Raw genomic sequence first — 18638 nt, 5'->3', positions numbered from 1 at the left:
CTCCTCAAGTGAACTTCAAGCATAACAGGCAAGTTCGAAACAGCCTAGAGCAAGGTTAGCCATGAAACAAAAGAGCCTGCGGGAAACCGCAGGCTCTTCATGGATTTTGCAGAGACAGCTACTTCACCTTCACCGGTGCGGGTGCTGCCGCTTCAGTCGCTTTGGTATCAGGCATCAGTGAGATTTCAGCCTGTAGACCACCATCTCCAAGTCGGCGAGTGCTCAGCTTCAATACGCGGGTGTAACCACCTGGGCGATCCTGGTAGCGTGGAGCAAGCGTGTCGAATATCTTCTTCACGGATGACTTGTTGTTCCCCATGCGGGCCACTGCCATGCGGCGATAAGCAATAGCCTGTGCTGTATCACCCTCAGCTGCAGCGTTTTGAGCACGCTTGCCAAGAGTAATCAGCCTTTCGATGAAGCCACGCAGTTCCTTGGCCTTGGCAACCGTGGTGGTAATGGATTCGTGTTCCACCAATGAAATGGTGAGACTTCGCATCAGCGCCCGGCGATGGGTGCTGTTGCGATTAAGCTTTCTTCCTGACTTCTGGTGACGCATGACAAGAGTCCTTTTGGACAATCGATCCGTTGGGATCGAGACTTACCGATTAAGTAACAAGAGTTGCAGGTTGGTAAGCGGGTTCCCTGCAACCTTGATGTTGAATTTACATTCTGCGGCTGGCGGGCAGTTTCATGCCCAGGTGCATCTGGCGTTCGCCCAGCTTCTGGGTCACTTCCTTGAGCGTGGTTTCGCCGAAATTGCGAACCTCCAGCAGTTCTTCTTCAGTACGGCTCACCAGATCGCGAACGGTGGCAATGCCTTCCGATTCGAGACAGTTGGTAGCACGCACGGAGAGTTCCAGTTCAGCCAGGCTCATGTTGAGCTTGCGTTCGAGTTCGACATCGACTGCAGAGTGCTGAGGCTCAACACGTTCTTCCACTGGTACCGAGATATCGGGATGCGAGTAGTGGATGAATGGGTTGAGGTGCTTGCGGAGAATCTTGGCAGCTTCCACAAGTGCCATTTCAGGCTTGGTGGTGCCATTCGTCCAGATTTCCATCGTCAGCTTGTCGTAATTGGTCTTCTGGCCAACGCGGGTTTCTTCCGTCTCGTATTTCACTTTCACGACGGGTGTGAAGCTGGAGTCGACAGGGATCATACCCAGTTCGCGATCGCGGCCTGCGTTTTCTTCTGCAGTGCGGTAACCACGGCCGTTTTCCACGGTCATTTCAATGACAAAGGGAACATCGGCAGTCAGCGTGGCAATCACATGTTCGGGATTGACGATTTCGACGGCTTCATCGGTGATGACATCAGCGCCTTTGACCACGCCCTTTTCATGGCGTTCGATCTTGATGACCTTAGGCTGATCGCTCACGTTCTTGACAATGAGGCTTTTAATATTGAGGATGATGTCGGTGACATCTTCGACAACGCCGGGGATGGTGCTGATTTCATGCTGCACGCCGTGGATTTTCACGCGGGTGACAGAAGATCCTTCCAGGCTGCTCAGCAACACGCGTCGTAAGCTATTGCCGACGGTCACGCCGAAACCTCGTTCAAAAGGCTCAACCGAAAATTTGCCGTAGGTATCGGTAAGGGTTGACTGATCTGCAATGACTTTGCTGGGCAATTCCAGCCCGCGCCAACGAATACGCATATTTCTGTACCTCCGCAGGGTTGTGTCGCACAGTGCTCGGCATCTGTGCCTGGGCCCTGCTTACCTGAGAAATCATCCCTGTAAGCCGAGACTTTGCCTTCCATAAAGACAAAAGCAGCGGGAGTATTCCCGCTGGGTTCTTCAATGTTTTTTAGCAAATTCGAACGATTTGTCCAGTCAGACTATCTCGTCGAAATTTCAATGATCAATTGTTCATTGATGTGCTTGATACGTGGATCAACATCATCGCGGCTGGGCATACGAAGCATCCTGCCTTCGGGTGGTTCTTCGCTGGTGCGCTGCAGATAATCGGGCACTGCTGGCGGGTTCTGGCCGAAGGACATCTTCACCAGATCGCGAATTTCCTTGCGATCCTTGATGGTGATGACATCGTTGGCTTTGACCAGGAAGCTGGCAATATTGCAGCGGCGTCCATTGACATAAACGTGGCCATGTGTGACAAGCTGACGAGCGGCTGCCCGGCTCATGGCAAAGCCCAGACGGTGAACGACGTTGTCGAGGCGACGTTCCATCAGGGCCAGAAGCACCTCGCCGGTGTTGGCGGTTGAGCGGCTGGCAAGCTCGAAGACGCGGCGGAATGGCCGTTCGAGAATGCCATAAAAGCGTTTGAGCTTCTGCTTTTCACGCAGACGCACGCCGTATTCGCTGAGCTTGCCCCGCTTCATGCCGTGCATGCCGGGAGCAGTCTTGCGGCGTTCCACTGCACACTTCGGTGAATCGCAGCGGGCGCCCTTCAAATAAAGCTTTTCCCCTTCCCGGCGGCAAAGCTTACAAACTGAATCAATGTATCGTGCCATGGTTTTCCGTCGTTTTTAGCTGTCAGCTGTCAGCTTTTAGCTATCAGCCAAACAGGTGCAAATGTTCGAGTTTCTGGTTCTTGTTTTCTTATTCTGCATCGCTGACAGCTGATAGCTGACAGCTAATAGCTTCTATACTCGTCGTCTCTTCGGTGGTCGGCAGCCGTTGTGGGGCAGCGGCGTGATGTCTTCGATCGCCTTGATGGCCAGGCCTGCTGCCTGCAGTGCTGTGACTGCAGATTCACGGCCTGAACCTGGCCCCTTGATGCGGACTTCCACTTCACGCAGGCCGTACTTCATGGCCTTGTCTGCAGCGACTTCGCTGGCTCGCTGAGCAGCGAACGGCGTGCTCTTTCGGCTGCCCTTGAAGCCAACCGTACCAGCGGATGCCCAAGTCAGCACATCGCCATTGGTATCGGAGATGGAGACAATGGTGTTGTTAAAGGTGGCGAGGATGTGTGCGACTCCTCGCGACACATTACGCCTGGCTTTTTTCTTCTTTGCTTTGGCCATGTTACTGCCTTGAATTCCAGATCAGTGATTCGATGAAAAGACCCAGGAGCGCGATCTATGCTCTTGGGTGCTTGCTTGTCCGTGTAGCTGGTCACAGTGGAGAGCTACATCATTCACAAGCGGTTAAGTTGTTCTTTCATCTACTAGCCACAGGTTAGCAGCTATTAGATTACCCACGCATTTCCTTCACACCCTTCTTGCCTGCCACAGTCTTGCGGGGGCCTTTGCGGGTGCGGGCATTGGTGCGGGTTCGCTGGCCTCGGACAGGCAGACCGCGACGATGGCGGAAGCCCCGGAAGCAGGCGATATCTCGTAAGCGGGCCACGTTCTGCTGGATTTCGCGGCGAAGGAAACCTTCTACCTTGAATTCGTTTTCCAGCATCTTGGCAATGCGTGCAATTTCATCATCACCCAATTCGCGGGCATGACGTTGTGGATCGATGTTCAGTTGCTGACAGATTTGGACCGCAGTAGTCGGCCCAATGCCGTACAGATAGCGCAGCGAAATATGCGTGGGCTTATCTGGCGGAATGTCAACACCCATAATACGGGGCATGCAAACTCTCCCTTAGCCTTGCCGCTGTTTGTGGCGAGGATCCGTGCAGATCACATATACCTTGCCGTGTCGTCGTACGATCTTGCACTTATTGCAGATACGACGAACGCTGGATCGTACTTTCATAGTCGTTCAGCCTGTTCAGACGAAAAAATCTCCCCGGATTAAGGGGAGAAAGTGAATATTATGGGTGATAAGTGGGCTGGCAAGGGAGAAACTGGGTTTTTCGGAGCATCAGGGCCTACATTTCGCAAATCCCACAATAAATGAGGCCGCCCTATAGTAACCGCCCCCTTGAAAATAAAAGCATATGCGGGGTGTGTTGCCACACTTCGATATCTTTGCCGTGAATTCTGTTAATCCCGATATGGATGACCAGATGGTAGCCGGTTGGTTGAGCGAAGCGATGCCACGGGAATTGGAGAGAGTGAATTTTCTCCCTGCACACCCCGGTAGGGGTGTGGGCTTGGACAATTATAACTTGCAATAGAACAATGCAGCATTTAGCCTAATGGCAAAGCCGTGTGGGTTTGGCAGAAAAGTTTCTATCCAATTTCAGTTAGCAGGTGTAATTTGGCTTGCCGTGGTTACTTCACTGCGCTGCAACTTCCAGAGGCAGCAACTCTTTTGGAACTGAAATCGGTTGATGAGCGCCTTGAATTCATAAATTCATTGTTTGCTATAGCTGAAAATGATGGACGCGTTTTATTAGTCGATAAGTCATGGGACGCCATGCATCGCTGTTTATGCGGTGGTTGGCTCGACGCCAAGCATAGTGACGAATCAATGCGATCTTGCGTCATGGGCGCGAGACAACTCTCGAATCAGGCTAACTGGATCATTTCATACGTCGACCCAGACCTAGTTCGGCGCGTCAACAATGCAATCAACGCAATTGAGCAACCTTGGTTCAGGTCGCAATATTTCGCCCTTGGTCGAATTCCAAGAGGATTCATGGTCCATCGTTACGAAATTGAGTTGACCGAAACCGACTTCGAGTACACGTGGGAGTATTTTGTTGAAGTGAAGAATTTCTATCGGGCAGCCGTGCACCGAGGACTTGCAATCGTGTTCGCAGTTGACCAATAGCTTATGCAGGGTGTGTCGCCACGCCGGGAAATCTTGTCATTAGCACTCGCGCGAATCGAACCAAGGAGCTGTGCCAGGGTCGTGTGGTACTCTACTCGACCCTGTGCATTTGCAACGACATTACATCTAAGAAACAGAGTACCGTTACGACCCTGCGACAGTCTCTGCAGGGCATGAAGCGATCCGCACCATAAGCTTCGGTTCACTTCACCGCTTCAGCCTCTGGAAACTTCCATTGCCCGTCCAGAATTTCCTTTCGTGGGCGATACATGCGTACCGTGTAGTTCCAGCCTGGTATGATGGGTAAATAGTTCGGAACATTCTCATCGCCGCCAAAATGTATGGTGTAAGAACCATCGGCAGCGGGCTTGGCCGTGATGTTATTCAACGTGTAGGCATTCTTTGCATTTTTGACAAAGAAACCTTCCTTGTTGTAAACACTCACTGACCAGAAGCCATCGACAGGTACATCCTTGACGGTGAGCGTGTAAGCAGTTTTTCCATCGTTGTGTTTTGGCTCAGACCCAGCATAGAGTGCAGCGGTGCGTGGGTTTCCACCCCACCCTGCTGCCGTGCCAAGGAGATGTTCCACCGGATCAACCTCGTTCTTGCGGCCAAACATTTTCGAGGAATCGATGCCACCATTGGCAGCAACCAGGGCCAGCAACGCATCCCGGATTTTCTTTTGCGAGACCTGATCCCAGTGAGGCAGTTCCAGCTTGCCGGTGCTCTGCTGTTCAACTTTCAATGCATCCTGCAATGCATGCACTTCCTTGACATCAGCTGTGTCATTGGGATTTACAAAAGTGCGAATGGCCAGGCAGACATAGCGTGTGCCAACCAGTTCTTTGGTGAAGGAATGCTTTCCCGGTGCATAAAAGACATCGAGTGCATAATGATCTTCGTTAATCACCTGCATGGACATGAATCGCTTGCCGGGGTCAGGCAGTGTCACCGTCACCGGTGAAGCATCAAGATCAAATACGCCAAACGAATAGAGCGTATCACGGTTCAGACGGATAACTGTCTGGTGATCAATGGAGGCCAGTTCCCGTTCGTGGTGGAACTTGCCAAAGCCACCATCCTTCTCGAATTTGGCGAAATAGAGATCAGATTCAGCCCGCTTGAAATTTTCAACGGTGACTCGCATCGATTGGGTGTCTTGTCCCAGAGAAGTCAAAGTTGTCATCAAAGCCAATACACCAGAAAGCAACATCCATCGCATAATTGAACTCCCACAGGTTTTGTGCACAGCAAATCTACGTGTAGCCAGTCTATTGCATCCACATATCCCAAGCAAATACGCGACAGCATGGTTTCCCTTACCATTCATACAGACATGATCTCCGTTTTCTCCCCTCTCTCCTGGAGGGAGAGGGGTTGGGGGTGAGGGGGTTCATGCTGTCAGACGCTCTATGTGACTGAAGGAACAACCATGCTAAGCAGTTGGATATCAACATCCCGTTCCAGCGAAGAACCCGTTCGCAAACAGTCTCGCGAATCCGATGTGCTGGATGCCTATTCCCAGGCTGTCGTGCAGGTGGTGCAACAGGTAGGCCCTGCGGTGCTGACCGTGACTAGCGAAATAGAACAAGCCACCGGTTCCGGGTTTATGATTACGCCAGATGGCATTGCCCTCACCAACAATCATGTTGTGCAGGGACAACGGAATTTGAAGGTAACGACCGAAGATGGCGACAAGCTGAGCGCTGATCTTATCGGCAATGATCCTGCTACCGATCTGGCATTGCTGCGAGTGGCAGCACGCGATCTGCCCCACACTGAACTGGGCGATTCCGAATTGCTGGTCGCTGGCCAACTGGTGATTGCAGTAGGCAACCCGTTTGGGTTCCGTTCTACCGTATCAACAGGAGTGGTCAGTGCACTGGGGCGATCTATGCGAAGCCAGGCCGGCAGGTTGATTGAGAACATTATTCAGCATACCGCTCCACTAAACCCAGGCAACAGTGGCGGACCACTGGTCGATTCACGCGGACGAGTGATTGGTGTAAATACTGCCATCATTGCTTATGCGCAAGGGTTGGGCTTCGCAGTGCCAGGCAACACGGCCCGATGGGTGGTGAGTGAACTGCTCAGTCATGGTCTTGTTCGGCGACTGTCGCTCGGCATACGAGTCTCAGCGGCACTGGTCCCCCGCTGGCTGTCACGCGACCTGGATTTGCTCAGCGATCATGCAGTCGAAATAGTGGAGGTGATTCCCCAGGAACCAGCGGATCGTGCCGGCCTGGCTGCAGGCGATGTCATCGTCACTGCGGCAGGGCGAGTCATTGCAGGCATGGACGATCTCCACCGCGTGCTGGCCAGCGTGCCTCCAGGCCAGGGTGTCATGCTGGAAGTGATACGCGACCAGCAACTGCGCGAAGTCAGCGTTGAACCCAAGTGGGCATAGAGCGGTCATGAATCTGCATAACGACGGCTTGCAATCACCAAGATAATCAGGCAAGATATTGTGTCAAAATAGTAAATAGTTGGATGCAATGGTCCGCCTTCAATGCCCAGCCTGCAAAGCTGTGGTCAAGATCAGTGAAGAGATGACTCGGCAGCATCCCATGGTACGCTGTGCCGGGTGCCAGGGATTAGTCTCCGTAGCGAATCATCAAGTCGTTGAAAAATCTGCAACTCTGCGACGAGCCAAGAAAACGATCCGACGGCGATCCGCCTTTCCAGCGGCGATAGTACTTGGTGTCGGCTTCGGTCTTTTAGCGCTGACTGGTCTCGGCATTGGCATCTATTTCCTGATATCTTCGGGCAGTGCCACCAAGCAGATTGCTGCCATGCAGAAGGAGGATATTGAAAATTTATCAGGCGATGCACTGGTGGATCGTATGTGCCAACTCATCGAAATGATGCTTGGCGAACTGGAAAAAATCAACACGCCTGAAGACGTGATCAATTCAAGGAAAACTCTCGATAACATTGGCACCGAAATGCGTCGGGTTCAATCTCGCCTGGATGCGCGTGCGCGGAACAGCAAAGACATGGATGAAGCAGGCAGGATATTGATCACCATAGCTCAGAGGATGAGACCTCTTGAAGCGCGGTTCAAAGCAGTGCAGGAACGTTTAAGCGCAAACCCGTTGCTCAGCCAGGCAATAGCTCAGGCAGGCGTCAGCCCTTTGTACAGTGGAGTCATGTCTTCGCCAAATCAGAAGCGAGGAAATCCTCGTTCCAACATTTTGCGAGATGAATTTGAGGATTATGAAAACGGCGGGCGTCAGCAAATTTTCCTGGAATGCGTTCAGGCATTGCGAACACTTGCGTTTCAGGCTGAAGTGATTCGTGTTCCGTTTCAACTGCGTCAATTTGCAGATGAATTCGAGAAGTACAAAGACCAACTGGACAGCTTGATAGACCGTACGCGGGAGAAGAATCTGCGGTTCATCGGATTGTCGTTCGCGGAACGTAACGAATACGATGCAGAATGCCAGACACTGGTCTCCAAAATTCAGACTCTGATCAGCGGAATGCTTGCCAGAGAAGATTTTCGCCAAGCGATGGCAGAAAGCTCCGATGAGTACAGTGATCTCAAGTTGGATAGCTTAACCTACGGTCAGTTTGTTGTGACTATTCCCCAGGTGGGAACGAACCTGGCTGGAACAAGGCCGAGGAGTCGAGGCAGAGGAGCGGAGAATAATTCACCAACGATATCCAGGCCCGATTTGAATCTCAATAACATGAGTCCCCGAGAACAGCTCAAGGCATTCAAGCATGCAAAGTTCCATGAAAAACTGGAGATCATGCGAATGCTGCAATCACTGCCTGTTTCCGATGATTTGCGCAAGGATGTCTTGGAGACAGCCTGCGAAATGATGGAGTCATCTGATCTGAAGAGTCACCATGACGATTTGTTCCCAGTCTTCAAGAAGTGGGCAAAGACCCAGGAAGAAAAAGAAATGGTTGGCAAATATGCTGGCGTTTTTCTCAACGACTTTGGCCTCAAAAAATCAGCTATGCGTTGGTACGGCGAAAACAAAGTGATCTCGGCCAGCAAGGAGATTGCCCGCAGCCTTAAGGAGCGTTCGTTTGACAACAAGGAAGCTGCTGATGCCCTTATCGAAATGGGACCTGGCGCAGAACCGAGCGTTATTCCCATTTTGAACGATATCGAACCGAAGACACGTCACCTGGCGATCGAGATTCTGGCCCGAATCGGCACCAAGGAAAGCCTGCCGCCATTACGCAAGCTGTATAACGATCCCCATGTAGGATTGGCAGCCAAGCAGGCCGCTAGAATCATCGGTACCCGCACCGAAGCCGCGGAAGCGAAAGAGAAGTCAAAGTAGTATTTACCCAACACTCCCCGCTGTCATCAACTGGGCGCCCCGTGCCATGCCATTATTATGGGGCAGCATGGGCACACTGATATCGTGTGGCATGCGTTCCAGCGCTGCATTGACAATCAATTTCAGAAGCTTGGGCCAACTGAGGCCTGCTTTCTCCGCGCTGCGTGCCAGGCCAATGCCTTCATCAAGTAGCGGGTTGCAGTTGATATCAAGTACGCGAGGTGTGCCATCCTCATCAAGACGGACATCAACACGGCCATAGCCCCAACCGCCAACTGCACGGAAAGCCCGGGCTGCCACCTGGCCAATACGCTTGGCAACCTCAGGCTCGACATTCTGGGCAGGACACACTACCGAGGTGTTCTTGTACTCCACCGTGTTTTCCATGTTCTTAGCGGCATACGACATGATGGGTGGAATCTCGCTCGGCAAACGAGAGTAATCAACCTCAGCCAGTGGCATGATGCGAAGCTTGTTGCCACCTACCAGGCCGACGTTGAACTCCCTGCCAGGCAGGAACTTTTGCGCTAATGCCGGTTGATTGAACTCACGCACCACCTGTCGCACTTTTTCCCGCAAGGCACGCTTGGAATGTACCACGCTGTTGCGATCCAGCCCCAGGCCACAATGCTCCTGACTCGCCTGTACGATGAGTGGGAATTGCCAATCACGCTCATCCACCTGTTTGATGCTGCTGAGCATGGCAGTTTCGCCCGGAATGGGAATGCCCTGTCCGGCTAACAAACAAGCTGTGCTGTATTTCTCCCGGCACAAGCCCAACGCAAGTGCTGGCGAACCGCTGATCGGAAAGCCCATCATACGGACGACAGCAGCCAGCCTCATTTCATACTTGGCGCCGTAAACCACATCATCATATTGGTTGAAAACGACATCAGGCATCAGACGGCGAAGACGTCTTTGGAACGCCAGCAGATCCGAGGCGAGAGGCAACACAGTGACCTGGAAGCCAGCTTTTCGCAACCCGCGTGCCTGGCGGCGGATCATGGCGCGAAGATCGCCCATGCCACCACGGTCGTTCGGGTTCTCAGGCGCACTGTCCTGAAAGGTGTTGTAGACCAGAGCGATGTGGAGACCTTTGCGTGCCATAGGCTCGTTGTGTCGACTCAAGCGGTGATGCACCATCGACAGGATAGTGCCGTCGGCTGCATCCATACGTTCCGACATGTTGTCATCTCTCAGCAAAAGGTATTGCCGTAATGCCATCCATAGCATCACGCTCACTATACTTCTTCTCTTAATACTATGCCATAACTAACCTGAGTTCTTTCGGCAATGGGAACCTGACATGTTCTTCCCTTACCGTGTGCGTTTCGACCTTGGCGCCGTAGCAACGGATCAGGTAATCGATCAGGTCCTGCACCACCACTTCAGGCGCGCTCGCGCCGGCTGTGACCAGCACCGACTTTACATTAAGTAACCACGCCGGGTCAAGTTCCGCCACCGTATCGATCAAATGCGCCTGCTTGCCCATCAGTTTGGCAAGCTCTGCCAGGCGTTGACTGTTCGAACTGTTCTGACTGCCAAGCACCAGTACCAGATCAACTTCCTTGGCTAGCTCTTTTACTGCTTCCTGGCGGTTCTGCGTGGCGTAACAGATATCTTCCTTGTTCGGCCCGATGAGTTGCGGAAACCGCTTTTTCAAGGCCGAAATGATCATATTTGCATCATCGACGCTGAGCGTAGTCTGCGTGAGATACGCCAGCTTGCTCTCAGTAGTGAAAGGAAGTTTCTCTACATCTTCCACTGTTTCGACCAACGTCATCACGGTTGGCGCTTCGCCCATGGTGCCAATCACTTCATCATGATCTGCATGGCCGATGAGCAGAATATGGTAACCGTCTTTGGCAAATTTGATCGCTTCCATGTGCACTTTGGTAACGAGCGGACAGGTCGCATCAATGGCCCGTAGCTGCCGAGCCTTGGCTTCCTGCCTCAATGCTGGCGAGACGCCATGAGCGGAATAAAGAACCGTACCACCATTAGGCACTTCCGCAATTTCGTTAACGAAGGTAACTCCCTGCGTTTTGAAACGGTCAACCACGTATCGATTGTGAACGATTTCATGATAGACGTAGAGCGGCGTGCCAAACTGTTTGATGGATTGATCGAGTGCTTCAATCGCCATATTCACACCCGCACAGAAGCCCCGCGGGTTGGCAAGAATCACACGCATACTGTCTCGCAGACAAGTTAATTATCCCATTACATTCTACAGGCTGCATGGTTGGTAGTCATCACATTGGTTTGTAGTCATCACATCTCCGATGTAACAATATTTTGTCATCACCTTTTCCCACTGAACCATGTAAGATGTCCATCTGAGTTTCAACGATTGAATTACTTCAGGGCTTTCCTCCATGAACATTGGCATGAATCTGCTGTTGTGGACTTCCCAGGTCACCGAAGAACATTTCCCTGTGATCGCAGCTATCAGAGCTACCGGCTTTGATGGCGTGGAGTTACCTATTTTTGATGGCACCCTCGCCCAATACCAGAACATAGGCCGAGAGCTTAAGAACCAGGGATTGCGTTCCACAGCAGTCACGGTGGTCGGACCAGAAACCAATCCGAGCAGCAGCGATGCCGCCATTCGCCAGGCCGCCGTTGATCGCCTGAAGTGGGTGATCGATATGATTCATGCCTTTGGCGGCGAAACGCTTTGCGGGCCTTACCATTCACCGCTAGGCGTATTCAGTGGTACCGGCGCCACGAAGGATGAAAAGAAGTTTGCAGCAGAGACCCTGCGTACTGTAGCTGAATATGCTGCACAGGCGAAAGTCAGACTGGCGATTGAATACCTCAACCGGTTTGAATGTTATTTCATCAATACTGCCGTCGATACCGCAGCCTTTGTGAAGCAGGTTAATCATCCCAACTTCGGCTGCATGTACGATACTTTCCATGCTCACATCGAAGAAAAGGATCCCGTCAGTGCCATTGCCACTGTGGCTCCGCATCTGTTCCATGTCCACATCAGTGAAAATGATCGAGGCACGCCGGGCACAGGCCAAGTCCGCTGGGCCGATTCGTTCAAGGCCATCAAGAAGACGGGTTACGATGGCTGGATGGTCATCGAAGCCTTTGGCCGGGCACTGCCTGAACTGGCAGCAGCCACCCGTGTCTGGCGTGATTTCTTCACTTCACGCGAAGAAGTTTACCAGGAAGGTTACGACTTCATTCGTAAGCACTGGAAAGCATGAGTAATTCGGGATCATCGAGAACACGTGATGATGGACGCGGGTTTTGGGTAAGCCTGCCCGCTCTCGTTGCTTTTCTTCTTGCGTTTCTTCTGATTATTGTGCTGGTCTATCGTTTGATTCAGCAAAACGTAATTCCAAGAACAACCTCACTCAGTCAGAATACCAATACGGAGCCATTGAATACCAAACCGATCGCATCTGTTTCACCACAGAAAGAAACCAAACCAACCACGAACTTGACACTTCCTCCGCTGCCTGAGGGTGCCACTCTCAGGCTCACCATGTATGAGGCACAAGATAAGCCACTCACTGTGAATGCGTTTCTTCTTCATTCCGGAAAGCAGTATGTAGTCACCACTGCAAGTTGCATGAGCCAAGCTGAATGGGAAAGGGTGAAGCGCATCCGGTTGGCATCCACTTTAAGTTTGCGACTAGAAGAATTGCAAGGTCCACCGCAACATTTGGGTGAACACACAGAAGATCGTCCGGTGAACATGCTCGAAAATCCTGACATGGGAAAAGACATGGCAGACTGGCCATTACCCAACACGGTGAAGCTGCCTGGCTTGTCGCTCGCGCAAGAATCGAGCAAGGATCAATTGGTTTGGCTGGTGGGCGATCCGATGAAAAAGCCACAGCAGCTTTATCGATGCCGGATCATGAATGTCAATGATAAAATAATGTACCTTCAACCCCTGGAACGGTTTGATTTTGAAGAACTGGTCGGCCTGCCGTTCATTGATCAACAAGGCAAGGTGGTAGGAATATTAGCAGGTGGTGGCGAATTCACCCTGGTCAGCATGAGCCTGCCTGCGATGCGAAGGCAGTTGGAGAAGTGGCAAATCATAGATACTCAGAAAAGATGAAATGTACTTTCTGTTGCATGGCAGATTATTCTCTGCATTTTTCCTAATAACTTTGTCATGATGCTCTACTAAGAAGGCGTACCTTGAGAGTGTACACCGAAAACTGGCAAGGTTTTAAGGAGCATTCATGACGGACGGTGAGCTGGTCCGTCAAATCTGGGCAGGCAATACTGCTTCACTGACGGAACTCGTGCACCGTTGGTCGGGGAGAATCCTTGCGCAGTGTCATGCGCTGGTACGGCGGGGAGATGTTGCTCCCGATCTGGCTCAGGAAACCTTATTGCGCGGCATTCGAAGCCTGAACACGCTGCAGGTGCCTGAACATTTTGGCGCCTGGCTGCGGGGCATTGGCCGCCGGGTTTGCCTTGATTGGCTGAAAGCCAAGGCACGCACCACGGTGCCATTCAGTTCTCTGAACGGCCAAACCAACCTGGCTAATGAAATACCCGGCCGACCTATCAGCCCAGCGGAAGAACATCAGGAAGAATTATCACTGGCACTGGCTGAATTGCCTGAGGAGTCTCGTGAAGTGTTGCTCCTTTACTATTACCAGGATGTGACATACCAGGAACTGGCAACCGTTCTGCAGGTTTCTTCTGCAACCGTGAATGCCAGGTTGACCAAAGCTCGGATGCTATTACGACAGAAACTTTGTCCCCAGGAGTCCAGACCATGAACTGCGACTCAATCATTGAACATCTGAGCGCATGGATCGATGACGAATTGCCTACAGAACTGCAGCAACAGGTTGCCACGCACGTTCAGCGCTGCGATGCATGCCGAGCACTGGCTGAGGAATTGCGTACACTTGATCAGCGTTTGCATTTAGAAATGCAGCCGTATCAACAGCATGCCCATCAAATCGCTGAGGCGGTTCTGGCTGAAGTGAAGCCAGTCATAGTTCCATGGCAGAATAAGTCCATCAGTACTACCCCTTGGCGAACATGGTTGCTGGCTGTCTCAGCTGCAGCGGCAGGGTTTCTCCTCGCCTGGCTGTGGCTGCCCCGTCCAGCTGCAGGACAGATCAATCCGGCTCAAGACCTAGCTAATGTGAACCCTTCTCCTGCGTCAACAATGCAACTCACAGTTGCCAGCGGTGCAGTGGAAATACAGAAAGACGGCAACTGGACGGCAATGCCCACCGGCGGTTTGGTTGGGTGTGGAGTTCCAGTGCGCACGTCAGAACGAGGCCGGTGTGAGTTTCGTACGCCCGATGGTTCTGAAGTCAGGTTGAATCATGGCACGGAGATGGTGTTCAATAGCCCACGACAAATTCGATTGCAGAAAGGGCAGGTCTGGTCAACGGTCGCGAAAGCGCCTGATCCTTTCCAGGTTTTTGCCGCCACGATGACGGTGACAGCGCTGGGCACTCAGTTCGATCTTGCACATTTGCCTGATCGAACCATGCTCTCGGTTCTGGAAGGTAACACTCGGGTGGAGAACCAGGGCAAGATTTTCGAAGTAGGCTCAGGGCATCAATTTCTGGTGGACAAGCAGCAGGAAAGTAAATTACCCAAGCAGGAATTTGAATTATGCCAGGCAACCAACTGGGTACATGAAATTCTGGTGCTCAAAGGGCGAGATAACCCGGAATTGTCCCGCCGCATCAATGATATCTTTGCAGGCATTGGCCATACCAAGATGGAGTTCCTGCTGGATGAGGAGATTCGTCTGTTGGGCGATCACGCTGTAATTCCGCTGATACGGTATCTGCAATCTGATCGATCCCGTGATGAGGATTTCAAACGAAGGAAAGCGGCTCGCCTGCTGGCTGATCTGGCACAGCCACGTTCCATTGGTGAACTCATTCCATTGTTAACAGACCGCGATCCACAAGTGCGGGCTGGCATCGCAGCAGGGTTGAAGAGGTTGACAGGTCAGGAACTTGGATATTCCACCCAGGCCTGGCAAGCCGCAGCGCCAATGAGTTGCCAATCGATGCAGAAAACCTGGCAGCAGTGGTGGGCTGACAATCAATCTCGCTGTGCTGTGGATGGGAAGTGACGTACACGCATATTCATTACTGCCCAGTGGGCTATCTTCCTCTACACTGAGAAGAACTCACACTTGCCGGGCTTATCATGCAACAGTATCTCTTCGGCCTGTTGGCTTTCGTTCTCTTTTTTACTCCTGCACACGCTCAGCTTTCCCGCACCTGGCTGCTGACGGACAAGACTCTGGTAGCCTGGGTGAAGATCGACAGCCTTACGCAACGAGGCGGAAGTGTACTGACCATTGAAAACAGCGACGGGGCTTTTGATGCCATCGTATTCGGCGAGAAGGAGCCTGCGAAATGGATGCCGGGCAGCGAGTTTTTTCATCGCACACCAACGGATCAATCCAAGTGGCCTGCTGAGACTGCCAAGACGGATCAACTGGTTCAGATTGCCATCGTGTATCAGGGGAAAACTGTACGCATCATCCGTGATGGCATAACTATTTCAGAAAGCGCAGTTTCAGAACCCGTTCGTTTTGATGAGCAAAGCACGGTGGTGATGGGGCTGCGTCATCTCGATGCAAGCGATAGGGCATGCTTTGCTGGCAGCATTGTGGATGCTCGTATCTACTCACATGCACTCTCTGCCGATGCACTGGGCGTGATGAAACCGGGTGCACTCACCAACATCAAACCTCTGGCATGGTGGGATTTCAGCACCGGCAAACTGGATGACCGTATGGGCATGTTCCCTACTGGTAAATTACTTGGTCAAGCCAAACTGGAATCGGGGGCATTGCGTTTGCCTGGCGGCGTCAGTTTTTTCCAGGTAGGTGGTATGCCGACTCGTACCCGTGAAACAGAACTGTGGCCAGCATGGCACGTTACTGCTCGGCCTCACGAAGGGGTGGCGTTGCCTTACGATGCCAATGGCTGCATCTTCTGGAAGGGTAAGTATCACCTCATGTACATTTATCAGGATCCGAAGCGGCCTCATGGCGGACATTGCTGGGGACACCTTTCCAGCACTGATCTGGTGAACTGGACGTTCCATCCCCCTGCACTGCTTTCGGAACTGCATGGCACGGATGTCGGTATTTTTTCAGGCAACGCCTTTATCAACAAAGAAGGCAAGCCGATGCTTTGCTGGTTTGGCATCAACGGCGGTGTGTGTGTCGCCACCGCAGAGGATGATGATTTGATCAAATGGAAGAAGCATGCCAACAATCCTGTCGTTCCGATGCCCAAAAAGGGTGAGCCGAACTTCGGGAAGTACACTGTATGGGATCCATACCTGTGGTTTGAAGGTGGACAGTATTGGTGTCTGCTGGGCGGGAACAATTTGCCCGACAAAAAAGACACGCTTTACTTGTGCACATCACCCGATTTAGTCAACTGGACACCCAAGCACGCCTTTTTTGAACATAAAGAAATGAACTGGACGGTAGATGGCGAGGACTGCTCCTGTCCCGACTTTTTCAAAATCGGCAACAAGCATGCATTGCTGTGCATCAGTCATAAAGTCGGGGCACGTGTGTATCTGGGTACATTTGATCCAGCTAAGGAAAAATTCTTCCCGGAGCAACACATCCGCATGAACTGGCCCGGTGGCACCTACTTTGCCCCTGAAAGCCTGCTGGATGATAAAGGTCGAAGGATATTCTGGGCCTGGATTACCGATCCACGCAAGATGACCACACAACGGGCAACTGGTTCTGGAGTACAGAGCATGCCGAGAGTGCTGGGCTTATCTCCAGATGGTCAATTAACCATTGAGCCTGTTCCCGAACTGCAGGCACTCCGCGAGAATGAAATCAAGCTCAATTACATGAGAACACAGAACGGTCAATTGCCTCTGGGCCGGGTTGATGGCAAATCGCTGGAGATCGAAGCAAACATCAGGGTTCGCACCGCCAGTGAAGTCGGCATCAAGGTATTCTGCGATCCTGTTACGAAAGAGGAAACCGTCATTCGGTATTCACCAGTGAAGAAGACCATCAGTATTGACATGAGCAAGTCAACTCTTCGCAAGGATGTAAAGTACTCCGCTGGCCCACTCGATGGGTATGGCAGCCATCATGCACCCAAGTTGACGGTAGATGCTCCACTTGAACTGAAGCCGGATGAACTGCTCAAGCTGCGAATATTTATTGATGGCCCCGTGCTGGAAGTGTTTGCCAACGGCAGGCAATGCGTCACCCAGCAGATTTTCCCTCAAGGCGAACGCGCCACCCAGGCCCGTTTCTTCGCCCAAGGCGGCAGCGCAGAACTAGTCTCAGGCAAAGCTTGGACACTGAAATCTGCTCGGTTTGAGAATGTGAAGCAGCCTTAGGAGTTCGTTTAACCCACCAGATTCAAACTCACACGCTCTGCATCTTCGGCGAGCTTGCGGACATCCTGGGTAATGCGCATCGAGCAGAACTTCGGGCCGCACATCGAACAGAACTTTGCACTCTTGAAGACATCGTGAGGCAAGGTCTCGTCATGCATCTTGCGAGCGGTTTCAGGATCGAGAGATAATTCAAACTGTTTATTCCAGTCGAAATCAAATCGCGCTTTGCTGAGAGCATCATCGCGGTCACGCACGCCTGGTCGGCCACGTGCAATGTCGCCGGCATGTGCGGCAATCTTGTAGGCAATTACACCCTGGCGGACATCATCTTTGTTAGGCAGGCCCAAGTGCTCCTTTGGCGTGACATAACAGAGCATGGCAGCACCGGCCTCAGCGGCAATCGCAGCACCAATAGCACTGGTGATGTGGTCATAGCCCGGTGCTATGTCGGTGACGAGCGGGCCAAGAACATAAAACGGCGCTTCGTGGCAGACCTTCATCTGCTTCTCGACATTCATCTTCACCAGGTGCATGGGGATGTGCCCTGGGCCTTCGACCATCACCTGGCAGCCATGCGACCAGGCCTTCAGTGTCAGTTCGCCCAGCGTTTCGAGTTCAGCAAACTGAGCATCGTCATTGGCATCAGCCAGTGAGCCAGGACGCAACCCATCACCCAGGCTGAAAGTGACATCGTGAGCCTTCATGATCTCACAAAGCTGATCGAAGTGAGTGTACCAGGGATTTTCCTTGTGGTGAGCAATCATCCACTCAGCCATCAGCGAACCACCGCGGCTGACAATGCCTGTCACACGGTTGCGAGTAAGCGGCACATGGCGGATCAGCACACCGGCATGAATGGTCATGTAGTCAACACCCTGCTTCGCCTGGTGCTCTACCATATCGAGCATCTGCTGAGGCGTGATATCCTTGGCGTCCTTCACCTGTTGCACGCACTGATAGATGGGCACGGTACCAATGGGAACCGGGCTCGCATCGATGATAGCCTGGCGGATCTGGTCGATGTTGCCGCCTGTGGAGAGGTCCATCACAGTGTCTGAACCGAGGTGAACTGCGGTGTGCAACTTCTCCAATTCGTCGTCAATCTTTCCCGTCACAGCGCTATTTCCGATGTTGGCGTTGATCTTGCATCTGGAAGCGATGCCGATACACATCGGTTCAAGGTGGCCTGCCAGGTGATGGATGTTGGCCGGGATGACCATGCGGCCACGGGCTACTTCATCGCGGATGAGCTCGGGTTTAAGGTTTTCGCGCTGCGCGACGAATTCCATCTCGTTAGTGATTTTTCCAGCGCGGGCAGCGATGAGTTGCGTGGTCATGGATG

At 52.3% G+C, this 18638-nt stretch carries 18 protein-coding genes; 8 read left to right on the top strand and 10 right to left on the bottom strand.

The genetic code is table 11. The features are described from left to right. Positions 1 to 118: 118 nt before the first annotated feature. From rplQ to rpmJ, 6 genes are all read right to left on the bottom strand, one after another. Positions 119 to 559 carry a 50S ribosomal protein L17 gene (rplQ, locus tag JNJ77_01695; protein ID MBL8821271.1) on the bottom strand — a complete coding sequence of 147 codons (441 nt, stop codon included), beginning with the start codon at positions 557 to 559 and terminating at the stop codon, positions 119 to 121. A 106-nt stretch (positions 560 to 665) separates the two neighbouring features. Then, on the bottom strand, positions 666 to 1661 hold the full coding sequence (locus JNJ77_01690; GenBank protein ID MBL8821270.1) for a DNA-directed RNA polymerase subunit alpha: 996 nt from the start codon (positions 1659 to 1661) through the stop codon (positions 666 to 668). Between the two features lie 182 nt (positions 1662 to 1843). Further along, the gene (rpsD, locus tag JNJ77_01685) at positions 1844 to 2479 is read right to left on the bottom strand and encodes a 30S ribosomal protein S4 (protein MBL8821269.1); all 636 of its coding nucleotides are present in this window, start codon (positions 2477 to 2479) and stop codon (positions 1844 to 1846) included. Positions 2480 to 2611: 132 nt separating this feature from the next. Beyond that, positions 2612 to 2992: a 30S ribosomal protein S11 gene (gene rpsK / locus JNJ77_01680; GenBank protein ID MBL8821268.1), complete on the bottom strand. Its 381-nt coding sequence runs from the start codon at positions 2990 to 2992 to the stop codon at positions 2612 to 2614. A 169-nt stretch (positions 2993 to 3161) separates the two neighbouring features. Further along, positions 3162 to 3548, bottom strand: coding sequence for a 30S ribosomal protein S13 (rpsM, locus tag JNJ77_01675; protein ID MBL8821267.1), 387 nt, complete (start codon positions 3546 to 3548; stop codon positions 3162 to 3164). 12 nt (positions 3549 to 3560) lie between these two features. Further along, positions 3561 to 3674, bottom strand: a complete 114-nt coding sequence (gene rpmJ, locus JNJ77_01670; protein ID MBL8821266.1) for a 50S ribosomal protein L36 — start codon at positions 3672 to 3674, stop codon at positions 3561 to 3563. A 447-nt stretch (positions 3675 to 4121) separates the two neighbouring features. Here rpmJ and JNJ77_01665 point away from each other — a divergent pair, with 447 nt between their 5' ends. Next, positions 4122 to 4637 (top strand): DUF1877 family protein, encoded by a 516-nt coding sequence (locus tag JNJ77_01665; protein MBL8821265.1) that lies wholly within the window; start codon positions 4122 to 4124, stop codon positions 4635 to 4637. Between the two features lie 202 nt (positions 4638 to 4839). On the opposite strand, the gene JNJ77_01660 is transcribed toward JNJ77_01665, so the two are convergent. Next, positions 4840 to 5862 carry a DUF1254 domain-containing protein gene (locus JNJ77_01660; GenBank protein ID MBL8821264.1) on the bottom strand — a complete coding sequence of 341 codons (1023 nt, stop codon included), beginning with the start codon at positions 5860 to 5862 and terminating at the stop codon, positions 4840 to 4842. A gap of 210 nt (positions 5863 to 6072) precedes the next feature. On the opposite strand from JNJ77_01660, the gene JNJ77_01655 reads away from it, so the two are divergent. Both JNJ77_01655 and JNJ77_01650 read left to right on the top strand, forming a co-directional pair. After that, the gene (locus JNJ77_01655) at positions 6073 to 7047 is read left to right on the top strand and encodes a trypsin-like peptidase domain-containing protein (GenBank protein ID MBL8821263.1); all 975 of its coding nucleotides are present in this window, start codon (positions 6073 to 6075) and stop codon (positions 7045 to 7047) included. Between the two features lie 88 nt (positions 7048 to 7135). Further along, entirely contained in the window at positions 7136 to 8941 is a 1806-nt protein-coding gene (locus JNJ77_01650) for a hypothetical protein (protein MBL8821262.1), read from the top strand. A gap of 3 nt (positions 8942 to 8944) precedes the next feature. On the opposite strand, the gene JNJ77_01645 is transcribed toward JNJ77_01650, so the two are convergent. Together JNJ77_01645 and ispH are read right to left on the bottom strand one after the other, a co-directional pair. Then, a complete protein-coding gene (locus JNJ77_01645) occupies positions 8945 to 10126 on the bottom strand; it encodes a hypothetical protein (GenBank protein ID MBL8821261.1) in 1182 nt (393 codons plus the stop codon). A 76-nt stretch (positions 10127 to 10202) separates the two neighbouring features. After that, positions 10203 to 11135: a 4-hydroxy-3-methylbut-2-enyl diphosphate reductase gene (gene ispH / locus JNJ77_01640; GenBank protein ID MBL8821260.1), complete on the bottom strand. Its 933-nt coding sequence runs from the start codon at positions 11133 to 11135 to the stop codon at positions 10203 to 10205. 184 nt (positions 11136 to 11319) lie between these two features. On the opposite strand from ispH, the gene JNJ77_01635 reads away from it, so the two are divergent. The 5 genes from JNJ77_01635 to JNJ77_01615 all read left to right on the top strand — a co-directional run bounded on the left by JNJ77_01635 (position 11320) and on the right by JNJ77_01615 (position 17296). After that, the gene (locus JNJ77_01635; GenBank protein ID MBL8821259.1) at positions 11320 to 12162 is read left to right on the top strand and encodes a sugar phosphate isomerase/epimerase; all 843 of its coding nucleotides are present in this window, start codon (positions 11320 to 11322) and stop codon (positions 12160 to 12162) included. Continuing rightward, the gene (locus tag JNJ77_01630) at positions 12159 to 13028 is read left to right on the top strand and encodes a hypothetical protein (protein ID MBL8821258.1); all 870 of its coding nucleotides are present in this window, start codon (positions 12159 to 12161) and stop codon (positions 13026 to 13028) included. The genes JNJ77_01635 and JNJ77_01630 overlap by 4 nt, the downstream gene beginning before the upstream one ends. Positions 13029 to 13155: 127 nt before the next feature. Next, positions 13156 to 13704 (top strand): RNA polymerase sigma factor, encoded by a 549-nt coding sequence (locus tag JNJ77_01625; protein ID MBL8821257.1) that lies wholly within the window; start codon positions 13156 to 13158, stop codon positions 13702 to 13704. Next, a complete protein-coding gene (locus tag JNJ77_01620) occupies positions 13701 to 15032 on the top strand; it encodes a FecR domain-containing protein (protein MBL8821256.1) in 1332 nt (443 codons plus the stop codon). The genes JNJ77_01625 and JNJ77_01620 overlap by 4 nt, the downstream gene beginning before the upstream one ends. A gap of 77 nt (positions 15033 to 15109) precedes the next feature. Then, positions 15110 to 17296 carry a GH32 C-terminal domain-containing protein gene (locus JNJ77_01615; GenBank protein MBL8821255.1) on the top strand — a complete coding sequence of 729 codons (2187 nt, stop codon included), beginning with the start codon at positions 15110 to 15112 and terminating at the stop codon, positions 17294 to 17296. 8 nt (positions 17297 to 17304) lie between these two features. On the opposite strand, the gene thiC is transcribed toward JNJ77_01615, so the two are convergent. Then, positions 17305 to 18633, bottom strand: a complete 1329-nt coding sequence (thiC, locus tag JNJ77_01610) for a phosphomethylpyrimidine synthase ThiC (GenBank protein ID MBL8821254.1) — start codon at positions 18631 to 18633, stop codon at positions 17305 to 17307. Between the last annotated feature and the right edge of the window lie 5 nt (positions 18634 to 18638).

This window comes from Planctomycetia bacterium (genome assembly GCA_016795155.1).
In the GTDB taxonomy this organism is placed as follows: domain Bacteria; phylum Planctomycetota; class Planctomycetia; order Gemmatales; family HRBIN36; genus JAEUIE01.
This window is presented reverse-complemented; position numbering and strand designations above follow the sequence as displayed.

What these genes read in the sequence shown, in the direction of transcription:
- JNJ77_01645 (MBL8821261.1), bottom strand. Translation starts at nt 10,126, where the DNA reads ATGTCGGAACGTATGGATGCAGCCGACGGCACTATCCTGTCGATGGTG.
- rpmJ (MBL8821266.1), bottom strand. Translation starts at nt 3,674, where the DNA reads ATGAAAGTACGATCCAGCGTTCGTCGTATCTGCAATAAGTGCAAGATC.
- JNJ77_01635 (MBL8821259.1), top strand. Translation starts at nt 11,320, where the DNA reads ATGAACATTGGCATGAATCTGCTGTTGTGGACTTCCCAGGTCACCGAA.
- JNJ77_01655 (MBL8821263.1), top strand. Translation starts at nt 6,073, where the DNA reads ATGCTAAGCAGTTGGATATCAACATCCCGTTCCAGCGAAGAACCCGTT.
- JNJ77_01630 (MBL8821258.1), top strand. Translation starts at nt 12,159, where the DNA reads ATGAGTAATTCGGGATCATCGAGAACACGTGATGATGGACGCGGGTTT.
- ispH (MBL8821260.1), bottom strand. Translation starts at nt 11,135, where the DNA reads ATGCGTGTGATTCTTGCCAACCCGCGGGGCTTCTGTGCGGGTGTGAAT.
- rpsM (MBL8821267.1), bottom strand. Translation starts at nt 3,548, where the DNA reads ATGCCCCGTATTATGGGTGTTGACATTCCGCCAGATAAGCCCACGCAT.
- JNJ77_01625 (MBL8821257.1), top strand. Translation starts at nt 13,156, where the DNA reads ATGACGGACGGTGAGCTGGTCCGTCAAATCTGGGCAGGCAATACTGCT.
- JNJ77_01660 (MBL8821264.1), bottom strand. Translation starts at nt 5,862, where the DNA reads ATGCGATGGATGTTGCTTTCTGGTGTATTGGCTTTGATGACAACTTTG.
- JNJ77_01690 (MBL8821270.1), bottom strand. Translation starts at nt 1,661, where the DNA reads ATGCGTATTCGTTGGCGCGGGCTGGAATTGCCCAGCAAAGTCATTGCA.
- thiC (MBL8821254.1), bottom strand. Translation starts at nt 18,633, where the DNA reads ATGACCACGCAACTCATCGCTGCCCGCGCTGGAAAAATCACTAACGAG.
- JNJ77_01620 (MBL8821256.1), top strand. Translation starts at nt 13,701, where the DNA reads ATGAACTGCGACTCAATCATTGAACATCTGAGCGCATGGATCGATGAC.
- rplQ (MBL8821271.1), bottom strand. Translation starts at nt 559, where the DNA reads ATGCGTCACCAGAAGTCAGGAAGAAAGCTTAATCGCAACAGCACCCAT.
- rpsD (MBL8821269.1), bottom strand. Translation starts at nt 2,479, where the DNA reads ATGGCACGATACATTGATTCAGTTTGTAAGCTTTGCCGCCGGGAAGGG.
- rpsK (MBL8821268.1), bottom strand. Translation starts at nt 2,992, where the DNA reads ATGGCCAAAGCAAAGAAGAAAAAAGCCAGGCGTAATGTGTCGCGAGGA.
- JNJ77_01615 (MBL8821255.1), top strand. Translation starts at nt 15,110, where the DNA reads ATGCAACAGTATCTCTTCGGCCTGTTGGCTTTCGTTCTCTTTTTTACT.
- JNJ77_01650 (MBL8821262.1), top strand. Translation starts at nt 7,136, where the DNA reads ATGGTCCGCCTTCAATGCCCAGCCTGCAAAGCTGTGGTCAAGATCAGT.